The organism is Campylobacter sp. DY7 (genome assembly GCF_057802535.1).
Window position 1 is genome coordinate 23,013 of record NZ_JBYJAU010000011.1, and the last position, 26,449, is coordinate 49,461.

Annotated in this window: 16 protein-coding genes and 2 pseudogenes; 14 read left to right on the forward strand and 4 right to left on the reverse strand. The window is 27.4% G+C overall.

The window, feature by feature from the left end:
* Window positions 1–120 precede the first annotated feature (120 nt).
* Complete coding sequence (locus AC1B00_RS07445) at window positions 121–2,847, reverse strand: LeoA/HP0731 family dynamin-like GTPase (protein ID WP_488849049.1); 2,727 nt, start codon at window positions 2,845–2,847, stop codon at window positions 121–123.
* Window positions 2,829–4,916 (reverse strand): GTPase, encoded by a 2,088-nt coding sequence (locus AC1B00_RS07450; protein WP_488849050.1) that lies wholly within the window; start codon window positions 4,914–4,916, stop codon window positions 2,829–2,831. The genes AC1B00_RS07445 and AC1B00_RS07450 overlap by 19 nt, the downstream gene beginning before the upstream one ends.
* A gap of 133 nt (window positions 4,917–5,049) precedes the next feature.
* On the opposite strand from AC1B00_RS07450, the gene AC1B00_RS07455 reads away from it, so the two are divergent.
* On the forward strand, window positions 5,050–5,460 hold the full coding sequence (locus tag AC1B00_RS07455; RefSeq protein ID WP_488849052.1) for a hypothetical protein: 411 nt from the start codon (window positions 5,050–5,052) through the stop codon (window positions 5,458–5,460).
* 33 nt (window positions 5,461–5,493) lie between these two features.
* On the opposite strand, the gene AC1B00_RS07460 is transcribed toward AC1B00_RS07455, so the two are convergent.
* The gene (locus AC1B00_RS07460; RefSeq protein WP_488849054.1) at window positions 5,494–6,393 is read right to left on the reverse strand and encodes a hypothetical protein; all 900 of its coding nucleotides are present in this window, start codon (window positions 6,391–6,393) and stop codon (window positions 5,494–5,496) included.
* Window positions 6,394–6,524: 131 nt separating this feature from the next.
* On the opposite strand from AC1B00_RS07460, the gene AC1B00_RS07465 reads away from it, so the two are divergent.
* From AC1B00_RS07465 to AC1B00_RS07490, 6 genes and pseudogenes are all read left to right on the forward strand, one after another.
* Window positions 6,525–7,571 (forward strand): hypothetical protein, encoded by a 1,047-nt coding sequence (locus tag AC1B00_RS07465; RefSeq protein WP_488849056.1) that lies wholly within the window; start codon window positions 6,525–6,527, stop codon window positions 7,569–7,571.
* Window positions 7,572–7,653: 82 nt separating this feature from the next.
* A pseudogene (locus AC1B00_RS07470) lies at window positions 7,654–7,764 on the forward strand (hypothetical protein); the annotation flags it as partial.
* A gap of 117 nt (window positions 7,765–7,881) precedes the next feature.
* The gene (locus AC1B00_RS07475; RefSeq protein ID WP_488849058.1) at window positions 7,882–8,919 is read left to right on the forward strand and encodes a DNA cytosine methyltransferase; all 1,038 of its coding nucleotides are present in this window, start codon (window positions 7,882–7,884) and stop codon (window positions 8,917–8,919) included.
* Window positions 8,916–9,971 carry a DNA cytosine methyltransferase gene (locus AC1B00_RS07480; RefSeq protein ID WP_488849060.1) on the forward strand — a complete coding sequence of 352 codons (1,056 nt, stop codon included), beginning with the start codon at window positions 8,916–8,918 and terminating at the stop codon, window positions 9,969–9,971. Before AC1B00_RS07475 ends, AC1B00_RS07480 begins: the two co-directional genes overlap by 4 nt.
* Window positions 9,964–11,391, forward strand: a complete 1,428-nt coding sequence (locus AC1B00_RS07485) for a hypothetical protein (RefSeq protein WP_488849062.1) — start codon at window positions 9,964–9,966, stop codon at window positions 11,389–11,391. Before AC1B00_RS07480 ends, AC1B00_RS07485 begins: the two co-directional genes overlap by 8 nt.
* Before the next feature lie 11 nt (window positions 11,392–11,402).
* Window positions 11,403–12,152, forward strand: a pseudogene (locus AC1B00_RS07490) (DUF3387 domain-containing protein); the annotation flags it as partial.
* Window positions 12,153–12,316: 164 nt separating this feature from the next.
* Here AC1B00_RS07490 and AC1B00_RS07495 read toward each other — a convergent pair.
* A complete protein-coding gene (locus AC1B00_RS07495) occupies window positions 12,317–13,387 on the reverse strand; it encodes a hypothetical protein (RefSeq protein ID WP_488849064.1) in 1,071 nt (356 codons plus the stop codon).
* Window positions 13,388–13,478: 91 nt separating this feature from the next.
* Here AC1B00_RS07495 and AC1B00_RS07500 point away from each other — a divergent pair, with 91 nt between their 5' ends.
* The 7 genes from AC1B00_RS07500 (at window position 13,479) to AC1B00_RS07530 (ending at window position 26,286) form a co-directional block, all read left to right on the forward strand.
* A complete protein-coding gene (locus tag AC1B00_RS07500; RefSeq protein ID WP_488849066.1) occupies window positions 13,479–15,842 on the forward strand; it encodes an McrB family protein in 2,364 nt (787 codons plus the stop codon).
* A complete protein-coding gene (locus AC1B00_RS07505; protein WP_488849068.1) occupies window positions 15,832–17,046 on the forward strand; it encodes an McrC family protein in 1,215 nt (404 codons plus the stop codon). Before AC1B00_RS07500 ends, AC1B00_RS07505 begins: the two co-directional genes overlap by 11 nt.
* 130 nt (window positions 17,047–17,176) lie before the next feature.
* Window positions 17,177–19,075, forward strand: a complete 1,899-nt coding sequence (locus AC1B00_RS07510) for a type I restriction-modification system subunit M (RefSeq protein ID WP_488849071.1) — start codon at window positions 17,177–17,179, stop codon at window positions 19,073–19,075.
* Window positions 19,072–20,373: a restriction endonuclease subunit S gene (locus AC1B00_RS07515; protein WP_488849073.1), complete on the forward strand. Its 1,302-nt coding sequence runs from the start codon at window positions 19,072–19,074 to the stop codon at window positions 20,371–20,373. The genes AC1B00_RS07510 and AC1B00_RS07515 overlap by 4 nt, the downstream gene beginning before the upstream one ends.
* Complete coding sequence (locus AC1B00_RS07520) at window positions 20,370–23,129, forward strand: P-loop NTPase fold protein (protein ID WP_488849075.1); 2,760 nt, start codon at window positions 20,370–20,372, stop codon at window positions 23,127–23,129. The genes AC1B00_RS07515 and AC1B00_RS07520 overlap by 4 nt, the downstream gene beginning before the upstream one ends.
* On the forward strand, window positions 23,126–26,035 hold the full coding sequence (locus AC1B00_RS07525) for a type I restriction endonuclease subunit R (RefSeq protein ID WP_488849077.1): 2,910 nt from the start codon (window positions 23,126–23,128) through the stop codon (window positions 26,033–26,035). The genes AC1B00_RS07520 and AC1B00_RS07525 overlap by 4 nt, the downstream gene beginning before the upstream one ends.
* Before the next feature lie 119 nt (window positions 26,036–26,154).
* Entirely contained in the window at window positions 26,155–26,286 is a 132-nt protein-coding gene (locus AC1B00_RS07530) for an alpha-amylase (RefSeq protein WP_488849079.1), read from the forward strand.
* Window positions 26,287–26,449 lie beyond the last annotated feature (163 nt).

The following is a 26,449-nucleotide window of genomic DNA, read 5'->3' on the forward strand; positions in this document are numbered from 1 at the left end:
TTATTTTGTGTATTTTAGTTATGTTTTTCTATGAAACCTAAGTTTAAAACAACGCCAACAGGTGAAAATATAAAAGTGAATAAACTTTCATATTTTTATTTTAAATTGTACAATAAATCTTTAAGTATTTTGTTTTATATACTCCAGAGCTTTGTATGGTCTGTTGTTTTGCAAGTCGTTTAATAGTGCTTGGACTATGGGGTTGTTGGAAAAATTATCGTAATAAGGGTTGATATAGATATGTTCTTTATCTACGCTAATATCTAATTGGTAATTTTTTGTTAGTAAATAATGAGCAAATTTAAGCGATATAAAACAATTATTTATGCTGTGTGTAGCAATTATATTTTTACAACTTAAATCACCTATGTTTATATAAATGGGTGTTCCTTTTACATGGTCACCAAAATCTTGAATAGGATTTTTAAAAAAGCTATTTTTGTCTTCTTTATTTTGACATGTTTTCACATGAAATACAGAATATAGATTTAAATAATTTATATTTTTACTGTTTGGATTTGAAAGGATATTTTCTAATCTTTTTATATCATCTTTAAAGTTGCTATTTACTTGTAAAAATTGTTTAGCGCTACGATTTACTAATGTACAAGCCGTCTTAAGATTTCGAAGTGAGCTAAATTTGTTTGCTATTAAATCTAGTAAATTAAAAATAATTTTACACAAATCACCTTGAAACACTCCTGGAGCATTAAATGTATAAAGCTTAGAGACTTTTGTAGGATATAGTATAGCTAAGACTTGAGCTAGATATCCACCTAGTGAATGTCCTGTTAGAATTATTTTTTCATTAGATTTTAAATGTTGTATGATATTTTTGTTAAAACTTTCTATTAGTTTTACGCAATGTAATGATATATCATTTGATAAAATGTTGATATCCGCTATAAAATCACTAGGTTTATCCGTGCCTTTAATGCATAATATTTTTTCATTTTTATTATTTTGAAACAAAACCATCGCCGGAATATTGTTTTGACTATAAATAAGCTTATAATGTTTAATAAAATCTTTAGATATCGTGTCGTGTATATTATTGTCATTTTCATCTTTTAGTGTACTTAGTTCTTTTTGTATAATCTGTAATAAGTGCTTGGAATTGTCAAAGTTGGAATATGCTAATTTTGATAATAAAGCATATTCTTTTAAGTCTTTTGTAAGATATTTCATCGTATACCCTATATTTTCAAACTTTAAGCTGATTTCTTTTAAATCATCTTTATTGCTTTGAATCAAGTTTTTTGCTTCATTTAGGTTATCTATTTCGTTATTAATAACTTTAAGTTCTGGAAACAAATCATTTTCAGTTTTAATTATATTTATTATTCTTTTCCATTCATCTTTTAAAACTTTTACTATCTCATCTTTAGCCTCTTGAAGTTTTTTATCTCTTTCTGCTTGTTTGTAGATATCAAAAACTTCTAACGCAACTTCAAAAATAGCCAAAACCCCGCTTAAGTTTTTAGCTAAATTTACAGCTCCCCAAGGTTTAAAAGTTATATTTAAATTAACTCCTATTTTACTAGCTATATTTGTTATGGCATCTCTAGCCAATAAAATATTATCTCTATTGATGAAATTTCCGTTTCTGATAAAATTTATTCCTTGTTTCCCGTAGTCTGTAAATTTTGAATTATAAAATTCCATATCAGCATCTAAAATTCTAGCTTGCTCTTTTATAGAATTAGCTATACCATTAGTATTGTCAAAAATAAGCTCATTAACCTTGTTTGCTAAAACCCCACCATCTTCTCCTATGTTTTTCATGATAAACTCATTTATTGTAGTTTCGCTTAAATTGCTTGCTCTCACTATTAAATCACTAAAAAATTCATCTATTGCTACAGGCAGTTTAATTTTTATTTCAGCTACTTCGTTTTGTATGTCTGTTAATCTATTATTGTGTCTTCTGATATCTTCTTCTAAGTTTTCAATTCTTTCATCAAAATTTTGCAAAATTTCTAAAATTTTACTTTCATATAACTGTTTAAATTCTTCTTTAATGCTTTGTTTTGTGTCCAATAGCAAATCTTCAAAACTATACTGTGAGATAATTTCACTAGTGATATTTTGCAAATCTTTTATATGAGATATTTTTTCAAAATCATCATTTTGTTGCCAATATTCAAACCCTTCATCGTATGGATTGGCACTTACTCCTATTATTTTTGCATTATCTATTAATGATGAGTTTTTAACAATCATATTTTTTAATGCTTTTGTAACATTATCTTTCGTTGTGGCTAAAGTACTTTCATAGTCATCATCGTCATATAAGTCTGCAGCTTCATCAAATTTAGATAATACAAAAACAGTTCTTTTTAACAATCCAAGTTCATCAAACATCCACTTTATATCATCTTGATGGCTATGTTTTATAGGATTTATCGAGTTCATTACATAAAGTATTATATTTGCCTCACTTATGTATTTTTTTGTTATATCTTTGTATTTTTCTACTGTATTATCATCTAATTTTTTTTCTTTAAATCCATATAAACCTGGAGTATCAATAAGGCATATTTTATCATCTTCGTAAGCAACTATTTCATTTGATGATTCTAATGGAGATATATTCATATTATCAAAAACTTTACCGAGCCAAACTGATGCTATCGATGTTTTACCTTCTGAATACCCACCCACTAAAACTACTTTTAATTTTTCATTATCTAGCGAATTTATTATATTTTCTAATTTTTTCTCACTAGTATTGTTTGTAACAACCCCAAATCTTTCTAATTGGTTTAATAAGTTTTTTACATTATTTAAATCATTTTTAGTTTGTTCTTTTAATTCTTTAAATTTAACTAATGTTTTATTTTGCATAACAGCTCCTTATTTATATTTTCTAATCCACTAACTATCTTTATTAAAGATTGACATTCATTTTCTAGTTTTTGCCTTGAGTTTATAATACTTTGTGATATTGTAACTATTTGTGTTTTGATTATATTTTTTATATTACCATTGTAATAATTATTCAATTGTTTATCCAGTGATTTTTTTAGCTCATCTAAGTATTTATCGGTTGCTTTTTTTTGTTCTTTCATCTTATAATCATCGCTAAAAAATTTTACAAATGCTTTAACTATGTTTATTACAACACTTATAGCTCCAAAAGCTAAAGCTACCCAACCCGCAGGATTGGTAGTTGCTAATAGACCACCACCAATTAAAACGCCCAAGCTAAGACCAGCTCCTATTAATCTACTATACTCTATACCATTATCAATATCTTTTGTAAGGTCATCTAATTCTGGATATTTTATGTTGGTTATTTTTATTCCTTTCAATTCTAATTTTTTAACACCACTTTTATAATCTTCTAAAATATTCATAATTTCCTTATCAATTTTTTCTATTGTTTTTATAATATCTTGCTCTGCTTGTTGTGTAAAATTACTTTGATTTGTTTTAACAATTTTTTTTAATTGGTTTTCTACTTCTTTATCGCTGTGGTTTTTATCTATAAAATCATATATTGTTTTTCTAATTTGCGATATGTGTTTTTGCATTGTGTTGTTTTTTAAGGAAATAAAATATGTTTTAGCAGCGGTATTTAGATTGCTAAGTTTTTCCAGTGTGGTTTTTTCTATATTTTTTATTTTATTTGCATTGTTTTGCTGACTTGATAGTATTGATTTAAAATTTTTAGCTATTTCACTTAAAAAACTAATAAACATTTTTGTGTTAGATATTTTAATTTTTTCTTTTATATTATCTACAAGACTATTTTCTAAAAAATTAGCAAATTCTAAAAATCTTGAATCGTTTAAAAGCTCATCAGCATTTTTATTCTTAAGCCATTCATCCTTCTTCTTTATATGTTGTTTTTCTTTTAAGTGTTTAGATAGTACTAAAAACGCTATCAAAGCTGATAATGTAAAATGCTTATCATTGTAGTTACATTGCGAAGTTTCTTTTATCTTTGATTTTACAAAATTAGTACTTTCTAGCTCTTTTATTTTTTCAAACTGTTTCAATGTAAGTGTTCGTACATTATTTATAATATAAACATCTGCTTTAGCATCTAAATCAAGTTTGATTTTTTCTAGTGTTTTTTCTTCAATCTTATTTGATATATAAAAAACAACATGGGATTTTTTTAAAGCTTTTGATATTTCATTTCTTACTTTGTTTTCATCTCCTTCTATTCCAGGCATATCTATTATGTTAAACTTTTTATCTTTTAAGTTAATTCTATACTCTATTGTTTCTGTGGTTTTATCGGTTTTTTGACTAGTGTTGTCTCCGTCAAAAATGCAATTACTTAACATTTGTTCTGTTTTTAGCACTGTTTTTTTAAGAAAATCATTATTTTCTTCTAGTGTTTTTGTTTCAATATCAAAACTTTCTTTTAATTTGCAGTACTCTTGAATTTTTAAAATTTCTTTTTTGTCAATACTTTGTTTAAATACAACAAAACATATGGAAAATATAGTCCAAAAATAAAACGCTTTTATTTTGTTTCTCTCTTTAAGATATAAAAAAGCATATTTTAAGGTGTTTTTGTTGGTGGCATTTATTGTTTTTATTTTTTCATCATTTTCTTGTTTTCTTATATTTATAGATTCGATTGTTAAGTTGTTATTATTTATTTTGGTTTCATTGTTTTTTATAGTCTCGTTGATTTGTTCTATTTGTTTATGGTTTTGTAGTTTAGTTTCTTCTTTAAAATACAATCTTAAAGCTTCTATAAGTGTTGATTTTCCCGCATTTGTCTCACCATAAAACGATATATTAAAACAATCCCATTCAAGCTCTTTATTTAACACTTCAAACTTGTGTTTGATTTTATCTTTTTGATTTGTTAAAAAATCTAACAAATCACCGTCAGCTTTTATACTATCAATGTCTTTTATGATTTTGTTAAAAATGTTAATTTCGCTATACATATTTTTTCTACTTGTTTTTTAAGCTAAGTATTATAATATGTGTAATTAAGTAAATACTTAAGGATTTTATATGTTGCAAATTATTTTGGTAATTATTGCATTATCTGTACTTATTGGTATATTACGGTTTATTATGCTTGTATTTATTAAAATTGGTGAGATTTTAGTTGATTTGATTTTAAAAAAAGAATATGAAAAAGCAAAAAAAATATCTGGGTTGTCTATTCAAAAACTAAAAGACGAAGATTTTATAGTGATTTGGAAAGGATTTTGGGGAGTTTTTGTTTTTTATCCTTTGATTATGTATATTTTTGGTTTTTGGGATATTTATCACAATTTTATAACACTGAAAGTTATAGGTGTATATACTAATTATAGTTATTTGTTGTTTGATAGTGTTGTATTTGCTTTAGGTCATACAGTATTGTTTTTACCATTTATGACCGTATATCTTATGATAATAAACATCATTAATGATATTAAAAAATACTATAAAAATAAAAGAGAATTTATTGATTATGTGAAATATATAAGCGAAAGTTGATAAATCATCAACTATCACCAACAAACGAAATTCCTATTTTAAATTCCTTAGTTCGTTTAGGTTATTTTGGATATTTTCGTAGATTTTGTAGGCTAGTTCATCGTCGTTTTTTATGCTAATTAGCGGTAGCCAAGAAGCGATGAAGCTTTCTAGCTCCACTGATTTTTCTAGCTTATTCTCTTTATCTAGTTTTTGAGAGTAGTAAAACTCAATTTCTATCCCATTATCATCTTCTCTTAAAAACCTAAAATTATAACTTTTTGGATTTTCTCTTTTAAAAAAACTAGCCGCTTCATTTTTAAGATATAAAATCACGCTTTTTTTACCTTCAGCATAGCCAAAAGCATTACCTATTTTTGTGTTTTTAAAATTACCATTTTTTACATACTCCAAAGCCTTTATATTTTTCATAGAATTAATAGCAAAGGTTCTGTGCTCTCCTGCGTTTTCGCCGTTTTTTTTGTCGTAGGTTACATAAAGATAGCGTTTAGAATTAGACACTTTTAGCTGATTTGCTTGAATGATTTTTCGCTTGTTTTTATACTCGCAACTTAGCAAAATATCGTGATTTATAGCGTGATTTAATACGATGATTTTTTGGTTTAGGTTTGATAGTTTTGAAGTATCAATTAGCTTTTCTTGTGAGCAAAAATACTCATCAAAAAGCCCTTTAAACTCGCTTTCAAGGTTTGCATTTTCAATCTCAGCAAAAATGTGCTTAAAAACAACTTTTGGGCTTATGTATTTTGGGAGTAAGTCGGTGAAAATATATCCTTCAAGTTTTTTACTATATTTTATAATTTCACTTAGATTTTTTGCTCTATTTTCAATGGTTTTTGTGCTTACATTTAAAGCTTTTGCAAGCTCATCTTTAGATGAAATTTTTTTAAAAATTAAATCAATCAGTGTCAAATCTTTATAATCAACCTTCATTTTACTATCCTAAAAAGAAATATTTATAATTATTTTTCTATTTATAGCATAAAATTATTAAAATTTGTTTTTTAATTATAAATATATTATAATAACTTCTATATTTGATAATTTAAGTTGAAGGAGATTGAATGGAAAATAACTTATCGGATAATAAGAATGGTGATATTATTGACAAGAGTGAGAGGCTTTCTCGAACAATTAAGTCAGCAGGAAGTGCAGTTTTCACTTTATTTGTTGTGTGTGCTATATTTTTATATATAAAACATTATGTATTTACTCTAAGCGATGTTCCAGGATTTGATTTGAATGAATTGTTGGCTTTTGCTTTACATACTTTTGTTTTCTTTTTAATAATTTTATTATTTTTTTATTTTTGTTATGAAAATGTTATTCAGTGGTTTGTAAGTGATAGAAGAATTAAAGAAAAATTTGAATCTAAAAAAGTATTGGTTTTAAAATATATAGAAGCGTTAAATGCATTAAAAAGCAAAGTAAATAAAGAATATTCAAAAGAAGAGTGCGAGTACATATGCAGTTTAATAGAAAAAGACACATTAAAGCATAAGAAAAAAATTGATAATAAAGCTATGAATATACTAGATCGCATAATGGGTTATTATTATATTTTAATGCATGTGTTTATTTTTGTTGCATTTATTATTTTTAGCTTACTTTTATCGGAAAACAAAGAATGGTATTGGCATTGCTTATGTGCGATTGTGCTTTTCATAATGTATATAATAACTATTGTTATTGGCTATTGTGGTAAAGAGATGGCAGGCAGAATAATACTAATTATCTCAATTTTAGCTTATGTAGAATTGGAAAATGTAAATATCATGGGTATAGCTGGGATTGGAAACTATAAAGCAGATGTAATGGTTTATATGAATGATAATATAACTGATTATCTTAAAGAGCGTGGGATAGATATTAATTTTAAATCTTGTTACGAAGATAATAAATCAGAAGAAAGTAATACTAAAAAATTAAAAATTTGCAAGACAACAAAGGGAAATTTAAGATTTAATAATATCAAAGTTCTATCAAGTATGGGCAAAAAAACATTCTTAGAGTATGACTTAGATGGCAAGAATAAAATAAGATTAACTTTTAACACAAAGCAAGTAGAGATTTTAGAAAAATTTAATATTCCTTTTAAGGTTACTAAATGATTTACAACCATAAAGCCTAGCTAGAGCTAGGCAAATATAAGGCTTTTTTTGCTACACTAAGAAAAATCACTTAAGGATAAAAATGGCAAAGAAAGTAGAGATTAAACTAGAAGATGCGTTGTGGAAAAGTGCCGATAAATTATGCAAAAACATCGATGCAGCAGAGTATAAACACATAGTTTTAGGACTTATATTATCATAACCAGCTTGTTATAAAAACTTAGATTGGAGAATAAACTATTTTAAGTTATCAATATAATATAATATGTAAAATATATTAAAAAGGTTTTAGAAATTGAAAGCAATCTCGATGTTTTCTAGTGCAGGTATAGGTGAACTAGATTTGGAAAATTTAGGCATTAAGGTGGTATTATCAAATGAATTATTGCCAAAAAGAGCAGAATTTTATAAAAAAGTTCATCCAAATTCTAAAATGATAGTTGGAGATATAACCGATAAGAAAGTTTTTGATGAATATATTAGTAATATTCCAGATGATGTAAAGCTTTTAATAGCTACTCCACCTTGTCAAGGTATGAGTAATATAGGTAAAAATAAAACTGATTTTTTAAGACAAAATGATTCTAGAAATTTTTTATTTCTGTCTGTTGTGGATGTGATTAAAATTAAAGATTTTGATTATATATTAATAGAAAATGTACCACAGTTTTTAAAAATGAAATATTTTTATGATGGTAAATTATTAGAGTTGACTGATTATTTATCAGCAATGTTTTCAGATAAATATGATATCAAAGTGAATGTTTTTAATGCAAAATATTTTGGGATTCCGCAAAGTAGACCTAGAGCTATTGTGAGAATGTATAAAAAACATCTAGCTTGGAATGAGCCTAAAGAGCAAAGAGAAATAACACTAAAAGAGGCGATAGGACATTTGCCAAGTTTAGAATCTGGCGAGATTTCTAATTTAAAACATCATAAAGCAAGAGTACACAAAGAAAGTCATATAGAGTGTATGAGGTATACTCCTACTGGAAAATCTGCGTTTGAAAATATAGTTTATTTTCCAAAAAAAGAAAATGGAGAAAGAGTTAAAGGGTTTAAATCATCATATAAAAGAATGAAATGGGAGCAGCCAGCACCCACTATCACCATTAGAAGTGATGCGATATCTTCGCAAGAAAATGTTCATCCAGGTAGAAAACAAGCAGATGGAACATACTCTGATGCTAGGGTTTTAACTCTAAGGGAACTTTTTATAGTATCATCTATAAATCCAGATTGGGATTATCCAGAAGAATATTCAGATACTTTTATTAGGCAAATAATAGGAGAGAGTGTTCCTCCTAAATTAATGTATCAAGTTATAAAAGGAATAAAAAGTTGAAAGCAATCTCGATGTTTTCTAGTGCAGGTATAGGTGAACTAGATTTGGAAAATTTAGGCATTAAGGTGGTATTATCAAATGAATTATTGCCAAAAAGAGCAGAATTTTATAAAAAAGTTCATCCAAATTCTAAAATGATAGTTGGAGATATAACCGATAAGAAAGTTTTTGATGAATATATTAGTAATATTCCAGATGATGTAAAGCTTTTAATAGCTACTCCACCTTGTCAAGGTGCTAGCACTTTGGGGGTGAATAAGCAAGATAAGGATTTGAATGCTGATTTGAGAAATCAGTTGATTGTAGAAGTATTTAAGATTATTGAGCAAAAAGAAATTGATTATATTTTGATAGAAAATGTTCCGCGTTATTTAGATGTTTTGATTAAATATAATGATATTGTTAAGCCAACTAAAGAGATGGTATATGAGTTATTTAGCAATAAATATGATATTAAAGTTGATATTTTTAACGCTAAAGATTTTGGAATCCCGCAAAGTAGACCTAGAGCAGTAATAAGAATGTGTAAAAAGCATTTGATTTGGAATGTACCTAAAAAGCAAAGAGAAATAACGCTAAAAGAGGCGATAGGACATTTGCCAAGTTTAGAATCTGGTGAGATTTCTAACTTAAAACATCATAGTGCAAAGATGCACAATCTTAGAGAAATATTATGTATGAAACATACTCCATCTGGTCAATCTGCATTTAAGAATGATTTTTACTATCCAAGAAAAGAAAATGGAGATAAAGTAAAAGGTTTTCATAATACTTATAAAAGGATGAAATGGGATGAACCAGCACCTGCTAGAACAATGAATAGTGGAAATATTGGCTCGCATAACAATGTTCATCCAGGTAGAAAACAAGCAGATGGAACATACTCTGATGCTAGGGTTTTAACTCTAAGGGAGCTTTTTATAGTATCATCTATAAATCCAGATTGGGATTACCCAGAGGAATATTCAGATACTTTTATTAGGCAAATAATAGGAGAGAGTGTTCCCCCTAAGTTAATGTTTGAAATTTTAAAAGGAATTAGCAATGTATGATAGAAGAAAAGACAATAAGTGGATATTGCAAAAAAATATCAATAACAAAGAGCTTATTTTATCAATGGTTGGTTTATTAAGTTCTAATCCTTGTGCTACAGCAGATGATATTTTACAAAAATCAAAAGCTAGTGGGGTTTATAAGGGTAGAAGTGCAAAAGGCTCATCAAGTACATTTGGTGTAAGAGCATCTCAAATATGTTTTTATATGTTCGGATATAAAAAAGATAAGGAATTTATACCATCAGTATCTACCCAGTTTTTGTCAATGGGAACAAAAGAGTCAATTGTTGCTTTTATTAATTTATTTAGCATGCAGTACCCACACCCTAACAGTACTATTTCTAGCAATTTTCAAATTTACATAGGAAGGCTTATAGTAAAGCTTTTGTTGGATGAAAGATTGGATGGTAAGATTTATTATGATGAGTTTGTATGGTTTTTGGTATTTTTAGAAACAATTGATGAAGTTAAATACGAACAACTTATAAAAGATATTAAAAAGTATAGGGCTGTAACGTTTGATGAGAAATTAAAGTTGTTTCAAAGTGTATATGATTACCATAATGTGTTTTCTAATGCAACCCATGAGGTTCGTAATTATTTTTCTAAAATTTTTACGAGTTTTGGAGTGTTTAAAACATATATTGATAAAAAAAGTTTGAGTTTTGATTTTATACAAGGCAAAGACACTGTTAGAAAATTATTCTACAATTCCTATATTGTATTAAATTCTGATTTGATTGATTATGCAAGGTATTTAATATCTATACATTCACCTTTTTTAAAACCAAAATTAGAATCAGACTGCATGAATAGAGATGACTGGGTCAGAGAATTATATGAGTTTGATATGTTAGAGTATTTTTATGATATTAAAATTCATAGAAATAGAGTTGAAAAGATAAGAAATATAATAGAATCAATGCCAAAAGAGGCAAAATATGGCAGTATTGATGGAAAAAGCTTTGAGAATATTCTAGGTGATTGCTTTGAACTGTTTAGAGAGGTTCAAAATGTAAGTAAAATAAGTGGTGCTGGCAATACGGATATCTTATGTAATGTTAGTATTGAACTAGATAATTTTAAAATAAATGTTGATGCGAAAAAGCGTAAAGATAGCTTAGAAGGGATAAATCCAGTAAGGATTGATAAGCATATCAAAAAACATGGATCTAGATATGCGATCATAGTGGCTCCTAAATTTAATCGTGGGGTTGCTGATGATATAAATAATTATGCAATTACTCTTGTTGAAGCTGAAACTTTAGCAAATTATTTGTTGAAAGAATGTTTATCATCAGAAGATGGGCAAGCTGACTTTTGCAAAATTAATGAAATTATCAATCAATCTTATGGAAAAGATATAACAAGAGAAATAAATTCTTTGATTGTAGAAAAATATTCTGTAAAATTTTAGTTTGTTTAATAAAAAAAGCCTTGAGTATAAAGGATAAAATCGCTTTTATGTATGCGATAAAGGCTAGATTTTTAAAGTTTGCTAGGGTAAATGAGAGTGAGAACTCTCTTAATCAAACTTTAATAAAACAAGTGGTGGATAAGGCTATCGTATCATCTAGTGTGGTGGATATTTTTGATGCTAGTGGGATAAAAAAGCCTGATATATCTATATTTTCTGATGAGTTTTTGCTAGAAGTAAAGAATATGAAGCGTAAAAACTTAGCCTTTGAAATGCTAAAAAAGATACTAAACGATGAGATAAAATTAAGGCAAAAGCTAAGTCTAACAAAGACTAAAAAACTAGCCGAAATACTAAACGAAGCTATCAAAAAATATAACAATAAGCTAATTTCATCAAGCGAGGCACTAGATGAGCTAATAAATATGAGTAAAAGCATAGCAAGTATGGATGATGAGGCTAAAAAATTAGGGCTAAAAGACTATGAATACGCTTTTTACTCAGCACTTGCTTGCAATGACGAGTATGAAAAAATCCTAGGAAATGAAAAGCTTTTAGCCCTTGTTAGCGAGATACTACAAATTATCAAAAACAATGCAAGTATAGATTGGATGATAAAAGAAAATGTAAGAGCAAGGCTAAGAGTAGCTGTAAAAAGAGTGCTGAATAAATACGGCTACCCACCTGATATGCAACAGCTTGCGATTGATGGGGTTTTAGCTCAAGCTGAGATTTTAGCTATGGAATTAGCTAGCGAGTAGAGATTTGATTTAAAACTAAGTGAGATTTTGGGAATTTGAAATAGGAATTTAAAAGTAAATTTCGTTTGCTTAAGGAATTTATTTCGTGTATTTTTTGGCTAGGTTTTTACTTTGAAATCCTAGCTCAAAGTGGTGTCAAACAAACGAAATTCCGAGTTTAAATTCTAGTTATTTTTAGTGGTGTTTTCTTCTTTTTTGCTTTCTTTAGATTTGTCTAAATCTTGTTCATTTCGTTCTTTGCTTTTTTGATTTGTTTTGTTATTACAATCTTCTTTCTTGCCTTTTTCTTGCTTTTTACCATCTCTTATTATGTGAATGTCCTTTTTGATAAATTCAACTCTTATGCTTTTTCTACAATCATCTAATGTTTTGTCTATTTTCATATTTTCACTACATATCTCCACATAAGCAATATCTCCTAAAGTTGATAATATTTTTACATCTTTTAGTTCAATATAATTACCTTTATAATGATATTTGTTATTTTTGTCGTAAAAACCATCAAACATATCTTTTATAAAGCTATTTTTACTAATCATTATTGTGGCATTGTAATTTCCCAAACCAGTTGCTGCAGATGCATTATAATTTAAAAAGCAAAAATGGCAAATTGTAATACAAGCCCATATAAATCTGATTGTATTGATTTCCGTTTTGTGACTTAATATTCTATAAACTAATAAACAAAACATTAGAAACGCACCCATAGAAACAAACAAGGTTGTAGTGTCAAATTTACTCATTATTAAAAAAATAAACAATTGCATTATTACTATTGTTGCTATGATTGAATATTTCATAATAACATCAAGAAAATTTATTATTTTCATAATAGAAAATGAGATTGTAGCCTCAATTAGCATATATGTAAGTAGTATTATTAGTGCTATAGTGAATAAATTTGAGAAACCAAAAGTTAAAAATTGTTCAAATGTAAGTTCTATTGGATATTTTAATCTAAAAATATATACTACACCATAATTAAAAGCAGAGCCAGCAACTAGTAAAAACAATAAAATCTGTCCTAAAGCAAGAGATATTTGTCCATATTTTTTAATATTTTTATATATTCGTCTTGTTGTTAGTTTATTGGTTTGAAAAAAATCTTCATCATTTTGTTTTTTGTTTATAGGTGTTGTAAGTTTTTCTTTTATCCATTCGTAGATTTTTTTCAAAAATAGAAAAATACTTTTAAATATTTCTATAATTTTGTTTATGTATTTTTTTATACTCATTTTAAGCCTTTAAATATTTTTTCATATTTTAGCAGATTAATATCTTGTGAAGTTTGTTTGATTATTATTTAGTAAAAACAAAGGGAAGAAAATGCCTATAAGTTTTACAGATAATGAAAGAAAAGAATTTCAATTAGCCTTAAAAGAGCTAGTAAAAGAAGTAAATGAATGTATCAAAAGAAACAACCAAACCAAGCGTAACCAACTAAGCTCAAAAGGTGTAAATCCAAAAAATCTAAAACCATACCTAAGATTTTTAGAAAAATACAAGCTAGAATACAAAGTCGGTCTAGGCAACTCAGGTGGCTTTATGAACCCGCATAGCTGGATAATGTTTGTAAGAAAAGATTTGCTAGATGATGAGCTTATCAATTCTAGCAAAATCACTCCACAAAAAGGCGTTTATCCTTTCTTTGAATACGGCGGATATTTTGATGATGAGATTTATTTTAAAGTGAAGTTTGGCTTTCCTGAGAGTAACATTGAAAACGCAAGGTGCAAAGCCGTTGATGAAATGGAGCGAAGTGGCAAACTAACTGAGCTTGATTTTACTTATGACAAACTAGATTTAGAGCAAATCACAGATGATTTTATAAAGCTTTTAGAATATTATGAGAGTTTTAGCAAAGATGATTTTATCCCAAAAAATCCTAAAAATAACGATGATTTTTATGAGTGGCTTAGCAAAAATGCAAGGCAAGATAACGGAGAGTTTTACTCAGATGAGAGCAAGAAAAACGAAAGCTCAAAGACAAATACCCTAAAAACTTTGATTAAAAATAAAAGCTTAAAAGATTTGGCAAATTATATAAAAAGCGATGATTTTATAAGTATTCAAGATAGCAGAAAAGGTAGAGATTTTGTCTATACAGCAAGGATTTACGCTGATTATTTAAATGAAAAATACTATAAACAAAACAAAGCCCCAAGTGAAGAAGAACAAGAGCAAAGATTTGCTTTTTGGTTAGAAGTTCGCTTAAGAGATAGCAAGGATTATTTAAAGCTAATTGATGATTTTAAAAGCTCGTTTTTGGCTAAATATCAAAGAAATATTTTTAGTATTTTAGAGTTAAACGAGCTAATAAACATAATCAGCAAAAATACCTACAACGACTACATAGCAAGCAAAAGCGACGCTAAAAGAACTATGAAAGAGTTTATTAGATTTTTGATAAAAGACTACTCAAGCGATGCTAAAAATATATTTTTACAAGATGAGCCAAAACAAAATCTTAAAAATATCCCACTAAATCAGATTTTATACGGAGCGCCTGGGGTTGGTAAGACTTACAATACCATAAATATAGCTTTAGAGATTTTGGGCGAAGATTTTTCTAATTACTCAGACAAAACCCTAAAAAGAAAAGCTATGCAAGAAAAATTTAAAGAGTATTTAGAAAAAGAACAAATCGTATTTACTACCTTTCATCAAAGTTACGGATATGAAGAATTTGTAGAAGGAATTAGACCCATTTCTGATAATGGTGAAATAAAATATATTGTAGCTAATGGTATTTTTAAGAGTTTGTGTGAACAAGCAAAGGGTAATACAGAATTAATTAATAATTTTGATACTTTAATAGAAAAATTAAAGGAAAAATCATCAATAGATTTAGCTGACCCTGAAAAATATTTTAATATTCCAAATACAAAATACCATATTCAGTTTAGAGATGGTAGAACTTTTAGAATTAAATTTGATGGAATGAGCGATAAATATAAGGATTATCCAGTTAATATAGAATCAATAAGAGAAATGTATAAAAATCCAAAATTAGAGATTTATAATTCTGCTTATGCAAAAGTAATTATAGAGTATTTAAAAATTTTAGGTTTAAAAGAATATACTGAAAATTCAATAAAAAAGCCTTATGTAATCATCATGGATGAGATAAATCGTGGGAATATTAGTAAGATTTTTGGAGAGCTTATAACTCTTATTGAGCCTAGTAAAAGGCTAGGAAATGCTGAAGAGCTAGAAGTGGTGTTGCCATATAGCAAAGAGCGTTTTTCGGTGCCAAATAATGTCTATATAATAGGCACTATGAATACAGCAGATAGAAGTATCACTACCCTTGATACGGCGCTTAGGCGTAGGTTTGAGTTTAAAAAGATTATGCCTGATAGTTCTCTTTTAAAATTTAAACTCGATGAGATTGAATTAGATAAACTATTGGATAAAATGAATGAAAGAATTGAGTGTCTAATAGGCGATGAAAAGCTTATCGGACATTCGTATTTTATGGATATAAACAGCATTGATGAGCTTAAAGCTGTGTTTAGAAATAAGATTTTACCACTTTTAGAAGAGTATTTTTATAATGATTATTCGCAGATAAAATCGGTGCTTAATGATAATGGCATGATAAAAACTAAAAATATTTTAAATACTGATACGCTTTATTTAAGCGATGATTTTAGCGAAGTGGATTTTAAGAAAATCTATGAAGATTGAAGCCTATGAGCATGAAATCATAAGTGAGTTTAAGAACGATGAGTTTTTAAACGAGCTTATAAGTTTTGCTGAAAACAACCCAGAGTTTTTAAGAATAGTCGGTAAAAATAAGCTAAAAGCAAGAAATTTCGTAGGGCTTATAAAAACAAAAAGTGGGGTTTTAGAAATCTATCCTAAGGTTTCAAAACAAAGCGATGAGATAATTCCGAGCGTAGATTTAAGTAAGGCTTATGAGCTAAAAGATGAGATGTTTAGGGAGTGTAAAGCAAGAGAGTTAAATCCTAAAAAACTACTTTTAGAACTTTTAAGAACTTTACAAGAAAGTCCATTTAAAAAATCGCTTAAAGCAATGCTAAAAGATGAAAAAATGCCGCTTTTTGAAGTCTTTGTTGAGATGTTTTTGGAAGAACTTTTCGTGCTTTTAAACAAAGGGCTTATGAGTGATTATGTGAAAGTATCAAACAATAAAGCGTTTTTAAAAGGAAAATTGATTTTTAGCGAGCATTTAAGGCAAAATCTAGCTCATAAAGAGCGATTTTTTACCGAAAATGATGAATATATCATAGATAATGCGACAAATCAAACCATAAAAACCACGCTTTTTCATCTAAAAAAACTAAGTCAAAATAAAAAGATTTTGAAGTTTTTAGGATTTTTTGATGAGGTGAGTTTAATTAACATTAAAAAATGTGAATTTAGTATAAAAAATAAGCATTATAGTTATTATGAAAATATACTTTTATGGTGCAAGTTATTTCTAAATGGCTTTAGTTTTACGCCATTTGCAGGGGATAAAAATGCTTATGCTTTGCTTTTTGATATGAATAGGCTTTTTGAAGATTTTGTAGCTTTTATGCTTCAAAAACAAAATCCAAATATAAGCATACATACTCAAGTATCAAGCAGACATTTGATAAAAGATGAGAGAAAAGATTGTTTTTTAATGCGACCTGATATTTTGATTAGGCTTAAAGATAAAACAATTATCGCTGATACAAAGTATAAAATCATAAACGATTTAAGTGATATTAGCCAAGCTGATTTATATCAAGTATTTGCCTATGCAGCAAAGTTTAAAGCTAGTGAAGTATGGCTTATATATCCACTTTTAGATGATATTTTGCAAGGAAAAACCTTAGAATATAAGCCAGAAATTTTTGAAAACAAAATAAAGCTAAAGCTTCTTTTCGCCCCTTTGCCTTGAAATTAATATATTTATAAACAAACGAAATTCCTATTTTAAATTCTCTAATCATAAAATATTTTTAAAATAAAATATCAATATTTTTAGCATTCTTTTGCCATAATAGCCTATTTAAAATATAAGGATTTTTATGAATATAGAAAAACACCAAAATATGATTAATTTTATTTGGAATATAGCAGATTGTTTAAGAGACCATTATGTAAAGGGCAGATATAGAGATGTAATTTTACCGATGTGTATTATTCGTCGCCTTGATGTAGTGCTACTTCCAACAAAAGAAAAAGTGTTAAATACCTACAAAAAACTAGATGAAAATTCAAATTTCAATATTCTAAAAAGTATCAAACACGGAAGTGGATATGATTTTTACAATATCTCAGAATTTAGCTTAGAAACATTACTGAAAGACGAGCAGTTTTTAAAGGATAATTTTAAAGCATATCTTAGAGGCTTTAGCCAAAATGTAGTTGATATTATTGATAAGTTTAGCTTCTTTAATGAAATTGATAAATTAGATAAAGCAAATATCCTGTATCCAATCATAAAAAACTTTTGCGACCCAAAGATAAATTTCTCACTAGAGCCAGTGTATGATAGTAATGGCAATCTAATAAGCGAAGGTTTAAGCAATCTTGGAATGGGCTATGTATTTGAAGAGCTTATTCGTAAGTTTAACGAAGAAAACAATGAAGAAGCAGGACAGCACTTCACCCCAAGAGAAATCATAAAGCTTATGACAAATCTAATATTTTTACCTATTAAAGACAGCCTAGAAGGTGGTTCATATACCATATATGATAATGCTTGTGGAAGTGGCGGAATGCTAACAGAAGCTAAAGATTTTTTGCTAAATAAAATTGATAAAAATAAAAATCAATTAACAATCCACCTACACGGACAAGAAGTAAATCCAGAAGCCTACGCAACTTGTATAGCAGATATGCTAATTAAAGGAGAAAACGCTCAATACATAAAATTTGGCTCAACCCTAAGCGAAGATGCCTTCCCTAATGAAAAATTTAATTTCATGCTAACAAACCCACCTTATGGCAAAAACTGGGAAGAAGATCAAAGAAAACTAGGTGTAAAAAAGGTCAAAAATGAAACCGTTTGCAATGATGATAGATTTAAGATAGGCATTACAGGTAAAGGCGATGGTCAGATGATGTTTTTGCTAAATATGATTAGCAAGATGAATCCTAACGGTATAGGCAGCCGAATTGCTAGCGTTCATAATGGTAGCCCACTTTTTAATTCAGACAGCGGTCAAGTAGCCATAAGAAGCCATATTATAAAAAATGATTTGCTAGAAGCCATAATCGCACTCCCTACAAATATGTTTTATAACACAGCTATACCTACTTTTATATGGATTCTTACAAACAAAAAACCAGAGCACAAAAAAGGCAAAGTGTGGCTAATGAATGCTACAAATTATTATCAAAAAATGAAAAAATCCTTAGGCTCAAAATCAAACGAAATCTCAAGCGAACAAATAGAAAAAATCACCGAGCAGTTTTTAAACAATGCTAGCAATGATGATTGTATCATCTTAAATAATGATGATTTGGGTTATATAAAAGTAGTAGTTGAGCAAGTAAAAACGCTAAATGAATTACAAAATAACGAAAGCTTTAACAAACTAAAAGATAAAGAAACAATTATCTCTAAACTAAAAGAACTTGAACAAAGTCCAAAAGATTTTAAAAACTCTTTAGAATTTGCAAAGTTTTTAGGCGTAAAGCTAAGCAAATCAGAGCTAAAACTCCTAATAAACAGCGACAAAAACACCAACACAGAAAAAATCCCACTCACTAGCGATATAAACGAATACTATGAAAAAGAAATAAAACCATTTATGCCAAACTCTTGGGTGGATTTAGAAAGTAAGCAAATAGGCTATGAAATACTATTTAACAAGTATTTTTATACCTACGAAAAGCCAAGAGAATTAGATGAGATAAAACACGAATTAAGCTCACTTGAAAATGAACTAAAAGACCTTTTAGGCGAGATTTTATCATGACAGCATACAAAGAAAGTGGCATAAAATGGCTAGGTAAAATCCCCGCTCATTGGGAAATAAAACCATTAAAATATTTAGGCTTTTTATACTCTGGTTTAAGTGGAAAAAAAGGTAAAGATTTTAGTAAAGATAAAATTCAAGACTTTAAACCATATATACCTTTTATAAATATTTGCAAAAATCATTATTTAGATAATGAGTTATTACATTATGTAAAAATTGAAGAAAATGAAACACAAAATAAAGTTTTAAAATACGATTTATTTTTTATGTCAAGTAGTGAAACAAAAGAAGAAATAGGAAAAAATGCTATCTATTTAGGCGATGAAAAAGAGTTGTATTTAAATTCTTTTTGTAGGGGCTTTAGATTTACTTCTAATGAAATAAATCCATTATTTATAAATTATTTATTGTCATCAAAAACATATAGATATTATTTTAGTTCTTCTAGTAATGGGGATATTAGGATTAATCTAAAAAAAGAAATCATAGAAAATTTATTAGTTTTACTCCCACCACTAGAAGAGCAAGAGAAAATCGCTGATTTTTTAGATAAAAAACTTGAAAAGATAGATTATTTTGTAACTAAACAAACGAAATTTATAGAACTTTTAAAAGAACAAAAACAAGTTTTGATAAATCAAGCTACCACAAAAGGCTTAAACAAATCTACCGAACTAAAAGACACCCACATTTCCCACTTAGGCAAAATCCCCACCCATTGGGAAATGGTAAGAAACAGTCTTATTTTTACAGATTTAAAAGAAGTTGTAGGAGAAAATTCACACAGCTACACATTATTATCATTAACAAAACAAGGAATTATACCTAGAGACATGGAAAGTGGAAAAGGAAAATTTCCAGCTGAATTTAATACATATAAAATAGTAAATCCAAATAATTTAGTATTTTGTTTATTTGATATTGATGAAACCCCTAGAACTGTTGGTATTTCAAATGATAACGGAATGATAACGGGAGCTTATAATGTATTTTCAATACAAAATGCAAATCCTAGATATATTTATTATTACTATTTATCGGTAGATGATAAAAAAGCATTAAAGCCTTATTATACAAGCCTTAGAAAAGTAATTAATCTTGAAACTTTTATGGGTATAAAAACTCCATTACCACCACTAGAAGAGCAAGAGAAAATCGCAAAATATTTAGATGATAAGTGCGAGAAGATAGACAAAGCGATAAACAATATAACAAAACAAATAAGCCTTATTCAAGAATACAAAACAAGCCTAATAGACACCACCACCAAAGGCATGCTAAAGGAGCTAAAATGAGTGATAATAAACTCAAGCTTATACAAGATATAGAACTAGATAATTTAAATGATGAAAATGATTTTTTAGAAACTAGAAAATATTCAGATACTTTACAAGAAATAATAAAAACCACTCATACACCTTGCACGATAGGACTTTTTGGAGAATGGGGCAGCGGCAAATCATCTATCATAAGAGATGTTATAGATAAGTTTAATAATTATGGCATTAGTAAAGAAAAAGTATCTTTTGTTGTCTATGACGTTTGGAAATATTCTCACGACTCATTTAGAAGAACCTTTTTGCTAGAAGTTGCAAAACGATTTAATATAAAAGAATGGGGTTGTAAAAGTTTTTATACAAACAAAACTCAAGATATAGTGGTATCTAGTAAATTTAATTGGAAATATTTAGGTATATTTTTAGCATTGTTTGGTGTTGGGATTTTAGTAGTGTTATTTTTAAAAATAATAGAAATTATTTATTTTAATGGTGTTGAAATAGATAATATAATGCAAATTATGAAATCTATAAAAATTGAACAAGTTGGAATACTGGCTTTGTTATCTTTTATAGCTACTTTTTCTAAGAATATTTCAATTGATTATAAAACCACTATTCAAGAGCCATTAATGTTTGCCCCTGAAGAATTTGAAGATTGTTTTAAAAAACTAAAAAATAAAATTTTTTCAAACAATGATATAAATAAGTTAGTGATAGTTATAGATAACCTTGATAGGTGCGAAAAAGATACGGTAAATACAACTTTGCAAGACATTAAGAATTTTTTAGGATTAAAGGATGTTGTTTTTGTAATACCTATTGATGATACACGGATTATTGATGATAAAGTTAGAGATAAGTTTGAAAAATTAAGAAAAATATTTAATATGTATATTTTTATTAAAGGTTATCATGATGGGGATTTATCAATTTTATATGATAAGCTTTTGGATAAATATGGTTTAAATAAGCTAAACCCAAACACAAGGACTATTGTAGTAAGAGAATATGCAAGTAACCCAAGAAGAATTATCCATTTTTTAAATAATTTTCAAATTGAATGCAACTTGTTAAAAAATAAAAAGAATATCAAAAGAGATTTTGTAGAAGAGAATGAGCCGTTAATTGCATTTTTGCTTATTTTAAGAGAAGAATATGGAGAATTATTTTATAAAATATTTCATAATGTTGATAGTTTAAAAAATCTATTGAATAGAGAATTAATTAATGAAAATGCTGAGACGATAGAAGATAACAGGTTGATGAAGTTTTTAAGATATACAAAATTTATATGGGGTAATGCTAAGCAAATAGATGTAGATTTTATTATCTATAATAAATGTAGCGATGAAAATACATCACAATTATTGATAAATATTGCAAAAGATGATGATTATGGTATGGCTGTATTTAACTCTGATTATCGAAAAGTGATGAAGTATTTATTGGATAATTTAAAAAAGGGTTATGAGTTGAAAGCTTATGAAACTGAACTTAGGGAGTATTTTAGAAAAATAGTTTTATTTCATAAGGCTATTTATCGTGAAGATAAAAATTTTCACAATTCTAATCTTAAAAACAATTTAAAGCAAGTTGAATGTTTTATGGAAGGATTAATAGATGAAATTTTGCCTTCTTTGTTTGATGACATAGCTGATAGTTTTATTGAATTTATGTATTTTTGTAAAAAAGGAAAGGTTGATATTTTTGCTGATTTTTATGAGAAAAATTTAATAGAGACTTGGGATAAATATACTAAAGATACCCAACAATTTCATAGCAACTCACAAGTTTTTTATGAAGGAATACATAAAATATATAAAGATGGGTTTGAAAAATTTGTTGCATTAGGTTTATTTAGCGATAGAGATAAAGCCCAAATTAAAGAATATTTTTATATTTATTCAGAATATAATCATTTTGAACCTTATATGAAACTAGAAGTAGATATTTTAGAAAAAGTTATAAATAATAGAATTGCCAATAAATTAGTTTCACAACTAAAAGATATCAGCTCTAATGTTATGAATGTTCTTCTTAAATTAAACAAACATAATTTAATAGATAATTTAGATAGTGAAATTTTAAAAAGCTTGATAAGAATTATTTGTAGGTTTAATAATGTAAATTATCAGAATAAAGCTGATTATGCTAAAAATTTTATAGAAAGTAAAATACAAAAACGAGATAATTTAACAAACATAATAAATCAAGATTTTTTTACGATACTAGTTAATGAAGCAATACAAAGTGGTGCGGATAAGTTAAAAACTAATTTTGAATATCTAATGAATATTAATCATTTATATGATGATAAGGTGGTTTTTTCAAAAAGTATTAAAGAGATTTTAGAGGGTTTCAAAAATATTGAAACTAATGTTTTAAATGAATTGATTACATTGTATTTAAATAATATTTTAGAAGATATTAAAACCTTTAAAGGCAATCTTGTGTATTTAAATATTATAAAAGATTTTATTCCATCTCATTTGGAGCTAGTGTTAGAAATAAAAAAATATATATACTTAGATAATATTACGCAAGATAATGTTGCAGAAGAAATTAAAGATGATATTTATTATGATATGTATGAGATGTTTAAAAATATAAATGAAGAGTTGTTTTTGAAAATGCAAGAATTTTATATAGGCTTGCACAAAAAGGTTAAATTGGATAGTTTAATTTGTGAAAATCTTAAAAGATACAAAGATAAACATTCACAGCTATCAGAAGATTTTAAAGAAACATTTTTTAAAGGAGAAGCGTTATGATTAAACCAAGTGAAAAAGATTATGAAAGCTACATAGAAAGGCATTTGTTAAATCAAGGCTATATTAAAAGAACTAGCCAAGATTATAATAAAGCCTTTGGGCTTGATGAAGAAATCTTTTTCACTTATTTAAATAGCGTATATCCTAAAGAACTAAGCATTTTAAGCTCACGCTATCAAGACTACAAAAACAAGATTTTAAATATTATTAAAAACACCCCAAATATAGATTATTTGAATTTATTTCAAAAATCAATCAAGCTAGATGAGTTTGAGTTCAAGCTGTTTTCTCCTAAGCCAAACAATACTTTAAACTCTAAATTATGTGATGATTATACTAAGAATATTTTCTCATGTATTAGGCAGCTTCATTTTTCTAATGAAGATAGCGAAAGTATAGATTTAGTAATTTTCATAAACGGCTTAAGTATAGCTACAATAGAGCTAAAATACGAGCTAACAGGGCAAAATATAGAAAATGCTAAAACTCAATATAAAAAACGCAAAGCAGATGAGATTATATTTAGGCATTCTTTAATACATTTTGCAATGGATTCTAGCGAAGTTTATCTAAGTCTTAAAATCCAAGGAAATCAAACGAAATTCATACCATTTAATAAAGGCTTAAACGATGGTAAAGCAACCTTGGATATCAAAACAGGTGCAGGAAATCCAGCAATAAATAATGATTACAAGACTTCTTATTTATGGAAGAGAATGCTATCTAAAGATACTTTAAGTGATATCATCATAAATTATATGAAAATAGTAAAAGATAAAAAAACCAAAGAAAAACGCCTAATCTATCCTAGATATCATCAGTTTGATGTGGTGGATAAATTATGCAAAGATGTTAAAGAATTTAAAATCGGAAAAAGATATTTAATCCAACATAGTGCAGGCAGTGGCAAGAGTAATTCTATCGCTTGGCTTACATTTAAGCTTAGTAATTTACATGTGGATAATAAAGCTGTATTTGATGCTGTTATTGTGATAACTGATAGAGTGGTTTTAGATAATCAAATCCAAAGTACCATAAGTAATTTTAATAATACCAAAGGCTATGTAGAAAGCATTAGAAAAGGTAGCAAGCAATTAAAACAAGCCTTAGAAGAGAATAAAAGAATAATAATCTCAACTATTCAAAAATTCCCGTATATTATAAAAGATTTAGCTAATTTAGATAATAAAAACTACGCTCTAATTATAGATGAAGCTCATTCATCTCAAGACGGCAAAACAGCTTCAAGTGTAAATAGTGCATTATCAAATACTAATGAAGAATGTTATGATATTGATGATTTAATTTTAGATGAAATAAATAAAGCCAAATATCATAAAAATATATCATATTTTGCATTCACAGCAACACCAAAAGACAAAACCTTACAAACTTTTGGCACTAAAATTGATGAGAGTTTTTACCCATTTCATTTATATTCTATGCAACAAGCCATTGAAGAAGGTTATATTTTAGATGTTTTACAAAACTATACTTCATACAAAAGCTTTTTTGAATTAAGTGTGAAAGGTAATGGTAATAAGGTTTATGATGAAAGTAAAGCTATGGCAAAGCTTGTTAAATTCGCTACAAATTCAGCTCAAGCGATAGAGCAAAAATCACAAATAATCTTAAAGCATTTTATGGCTAATACTTTATACAAGATAAACAATCAAGCAAAAGCAATGGTAGTAGCTGATGATAGGCTAAGTGCTTTAAGATATTATTTAAATCTAAAAGAATTGTTTAAAGATTATAAAATAGGTGTTTTAGTGGCTTTTTCTGGTGAATTAGAGCTAGATAATGTTAAATATACAGAAAGAAGTTTAAATGGCTTTAGTGAAAATAATTTACCAAAAGAGTTTAAAAAAGATGAGAATAAAATTCTAGTGGTAGCGAACAAATACCAAACAGGCTTTGATGAACCATTGCTACATACTATGTATCTTGATAAGGTAATTAGCGATGTAGCAGCAGTGCAAACCCTATCAAGGCTAAATCGCACAAAAAACGGCAAAATAGATACTTGTATAATAGATTTTGCTAATAATTATGAAAATATTCAAAATGCTTTTTCAAGATATTGTGAATTTAGCTGTCTTGAGAAGGCTAGTGATCCAAATGAACTTTATGAGCTTTATTATATAGTGCTAAATTATGGTGTATTCAATGAATGTGATGTTGATGAGTTTATAAGACTTTATTATGAATATATAAAAGATACAACTAAAGTTGATTATGAGAGTATGGGGGCTAATATATGCTCTTATTTAGATAAATTTTCTACTTTAATAGGTGAAAAATGTTTAGGAGATGAGTTTTACAAAGTAGCCAATAAATACATAAACCATTATGAATACTTAAGTCCTATTATGGATATTGACGATGTAAAATTAGAAAAATTATCTATATTTTTAAAATATCTAATATGCAAAATTCAAAGAAAAACCGCTCAAGATATAAAAGATTTGCTAGATCATGTAAGACTACAAAAATTTAATGTGAAATATCAAGGCACAACAAATATTGAACTAGCAAGCAATCCTATAATCAAACAATCAGGCATAAAAATAAAAAAGAGCAAAGAAGAGCAATTAGAAGAATTAGTAAAAATTATTAAAAACTTTAATGATATTTATAAAGATAATGATAATAAAACCAAAGAGATTTTAAGCACCATTATAGAAGAATTAGAAAACGATTCTTTACTAAAAAGCTCATTTACATTTAACTATGATGAAAATAATGCCAAAAAGAGTTTTTATGATAGCTTAGAAAAAATCTCATCTGATTTATATTTTGATTATCAAGAGTTTTTTAATGCTTTAAATGTTGATAAAGAATTTAAAAAAGCAATATCTAATGAGCTTTTTAACAATATAAAAGAGAATTTTTTAAGTATTTAAAGTAAAAAAATTAAATTTTTATAGTATTTTACAAGCTCCTTTTCGCCCCTTTGCCTTGAAATTAAGTTATATTTAAGCTTGGGGGGGGGTATAATTAAAAAAACAAGAAAGGAGTAAATATGAGTAACGCAAACGCTAATCATAAAGCTAACCAAGCTAATGCTAACAAGGGCACCCCAGGTCAAAACACAGCTCATGCAAAAGTTCATGGCAATCGTGGTGCGCAATTAAATCCAAATAATAAAAAATAATTTAAAATTCCTATTTTAATCAAAATAGGAATTAATTTCTTTTCGTAATTCCTATTTCAAATTCTTTTTCAAATTACTTAACCAATCCCAACCCAAACTCTAAAAGAATTTGGATTAGGAATTAAGAATTAAAACTTATATGAAAAACCAATGTTTCCTTTTA

Bases quoted from the DNA above. Each gene is read 5' to 3' on its own strand.
- AC1B00_RS07460 (WP_488849054.1), bottom strand. From the start codon at position 6,393: ATGAAGGTTGATTATAAAGATTTGACACTGATTGATTTAATTTTTAAA.
- AC1B00_RS07450 (WP_488849050.1), bottom strand. From the start codon at position 4,916: ATGTATAGCGAAATTAACATTTTTAACAAAATCATAAAAGACATTGAT.
- AC1B00_RS07475 (WP_488849058.1), top strand. From the start codon at position 7,882: ATGTTTTCTAGTGCAGGTATAGGTGAACTAGATTTGGAAAATTTAGGC.
- AC1B00_RS07530 (WP_488849079.1), top strand. From the start codon at position 26,155: ATGAGTAACGCAAACGCTAATCATAAAGCTAACCAAGCTAATGCTAAC.
- AC1B00_RS07505 (WP_488849068.1), top strand. From the start codon at position 15,832: ATGAAGATTGAAGCCTATGAGCATGAAATCATAAGTGAGTTTAAGAAC.
- AC1B00_RS07455 (WP_488849052.1), top strand. From the start codon at position 5,050: ATGCTTGTATTTATTAAAATTGGTGAGATTTTAGTTGATTTGATTTTA.
- AC1B00_RS07520 (WP_488849075.1), top strand. From the start codon at position 20,370: ATGAGTGATAATAAACTCAAGCTTATACAAGATATAGAACTAGATAAT.
- AC1B00_RS07495 (WP_488849064.1), bottom strand. From the start codon at position 13,387: ATGAGTATAAAAAAATACATAAACAAAATTATAGAAATATTTAAAAGT.
- AC1B00_RS07500 (WP_488849066.1), top strand. From the start codon at position 13,479: ATGCCTATAAGTTTTACAGATAATGAAAGAAAAGAATTTCAATTAGCC.
- AC1B00_RS07445 (WP_488849049.1), bottom strand. From the start codon at position 2,847: ATGCAAAATAAAACATTAGTTAAATTTAAAGAATTAAAAGAACAAACT.
- AC1B00_RS07525 (WP_488849077.1), top strand. From the start codon at position 23,126: ATGATTAAACCAAGTGAAAAAGATTATGAAAGCTACATAGAAAGGCAT.
- AC1B00_RS07465 (WP_488849056.1), top strand. From the start codon at position 6,525: ATGGAAAATAACTTATCGGATAATAAGAATGGTGATATTATTGACAAG.
- AC1B00_RS07510 (WP_488849071.1), top strand. From the start codon at position 17,177: ATGAATATAGAAAAACACCAAAATATGATTAATTTTATTTGGAATATA.
- AC1B00_RS07515 (WP_488849073.1), top strand. From the start codon at position 19,072: ATGACAGCATACAAAGAAAGTGGCATAAAATGGCTAGGTAAAATCCCC.
- AC1B00_RS07485 (WP_488849062.1), top strand. From the start codon at position 9,964: ATGTATGATAGAAGAAAAGACAATAAGTGGATATTGCAAAAAAATATC.